This is a genomic window from Arthrobacter sp. KBS0703 (genome assembly GCF_002008315.2).
In the GTDB taxonomy this organism is placed as follows: Bacteria; Actinomycetota; Actinomycetes; order Actinomycetales; family Micrococcaceae; genus Arthrobacter.
Genome location: NZ_MVDG02000025.1, coordinates 1 through 1,782, shown reverse-complemented (window position 1 = coordinate 1,782; position 1,782 = coordinate 1). Strand labels below are relative to the sequence as shown.

Sequence of the window (1,782 nt, the reverse complement as noted above, 5' to 3'; positions counted from 1 at the left end):
TGTCTCTTATACACATCTTGATGTGTATAAGAGACAGGGGCGGCAGCAGTAGCCGAGCAGCGACGCGAGATCCACGCGCCGCTGGGCCAGGCCGACGTCGTGCCTGACACATTGCTGGCGCACCTGCACGTGCACCTCCGGGGCTCCGGCCTGGCGCCGGTGGCCCGGCTGGACACCCGGCGCACCACGCTCGCCCTCTACGGGCACGACGGCGTGCACCTCGCCGACCTTGCCGACGACCACGTGGACGCCGGAGCACTGACCTGGGCGGGGCAGGAAGGTGCCGGGCAGGCCGGCGCCGCGCGGAAGCTGCAGTGGCGCGAATGGGAACTCGAACTCGTGCACGGGAAGCCGGATCTTTTTGCGGACGCCGCGGCATGCCTGGCAGCGGCGGGCGCACGGCCCGCAGTGCATGCGTCCAAACTGGGGCGGGCACTGGGGGAGGCATGGCCCCAGCAGCCGGAGGGCGCGCACGACGAAACGGCGCAGTCCGCACAGAATCCCGCACAGAATCCCGCACAGAAATCCGGCAAGAAGAAGCCTGCCAAGAAATGGCCCGCGTCCGCCGTCGTCACCGCGTACCTTGGCGGGCAGATCGACGAAATCCTGGCTCAGGATCCCCGCGTTCGGCTGGAGGAGCCGGACGCGGTGCATGCCATGCGCTCGGCCACCCGCCGGATGCGGTCGGCCCTGTCGGTCTACCGCAAACTCTTCGGCGGCGCGGCGGCCCACCGGCTCAGGGACGAGCTGCAGTGGATTGCCCGGATCCTGGGCACTCCGCGCGACGCGGAAGTCATGCTGGAACGGCTGCGGCAGCACGCCGCCGAGCTCCCGCCGGAGCAGGCCGCGGACGTGGTGAAGGAGCGCGTGGAACGCGAACTGGGCACCCGGTTCAACGCCGGCTACCGGAAAGCACAGGAAGTCCTCCTGACCGATCGCTACTTCCGGCTCCTGGACGACCTCGAGGACTTCCGTGACCATCCGCCGGCTGGGCCCCTCGCGTCGTCGCCGGCGCGAAAGGTAGCGGGCAATCGGGTGAACAGGACCTGTCTCTTATACACATCTAGATGTGTATAAGAGACAGGTGGTGGGCGGCATGACCAGCAGGCGGCGCATGAGCGGGATCAGCATGATGCCGTTGAGCATGAGGACCAGCACGGCGCCGAGCTTGATCAGCGTCAGGGGGTTGGACAGGTTGGGACTCAGGAACACGCCGGTGAACAGGAGCCCGACGATGCCCGTCCAGATGAGCGGGCTCGCGGCATCGTCCAGCCGAATGGTTTCGAAGAGTTTTCGCCTGCCGATGAGCCACAGGAAACCGTGCCAGTCCACCAGCAGGATGGCGCCGAAGGCGACCACCATCGCCAGGATGTGCGAGGAAACAGCCAGGACCCGGAGGGGGCCCTCGGCGGTGACGTAGGTTCCCGACACCAGGGCCAGGGTCCAGGCGGCAGTGGCGCCCACGCACAGGATGGCAACCAGGCGCCGGGATGACTTGTGTGCGACGGGCTTTATTACATTGCCGGCCGACGCGCTGTACGCCACGGTCTACCTCCAAAGGCTTGAAGGACTAACTCCACGGCCGGCCCGGTGTTGCCGTTGGGTAAACCGCTGGTACGAGCATCAAACGGCGACCCCGCGAAAACCTTGGGAAAACCCTACAAAATTGCCCCAGACCCCTCTGGCGGGCCCCCCAATTGGCGGGGCAGCGGCCGGGATAACGGCGCTACTCCCGGAGCCACTCCTGTCTCTTATACACATCTAGATGTGTATAAGAGACAG

General features: G+C 66.5%; 2 protein-coding genes. One reads left to right on the top strand and one right to left on the bottom strand.

Annotated features, from left to right (window positions below):
- Nucleotides 1–99: 99 nt before the first annotated feature.
- On the top strand, nt 100–1,077 hold the full coding sequence (locus tag B1A87_RS22635) for a CHAD domain-containing protein (protein WP_260681138.1): 978 nt from the start codon (nt 100–102) through the stop codon (nt 1,075–1,077).
- On the opposite strand, the gene B1A87_RS22630 is transcribed toward B1A87_RS22635, so the two are convergent.
- Nucleotides 1,054–1,545, bottom strand: coding sequence for a hypothetical protein (locus B1A87_RS22630; protein WP_185982459.1), 492 nt, complete (start codon nt 1,543–1,545; stop codon nt 1,054–1,056). The two genes, B1A87_RS22635 and B1A87_RS22630, sit on opposite strands and share 24 nt — an antisense overlap.
- Between the last annotated feature and the right edge of the window lie 237 nt (nt 1,546–1,782).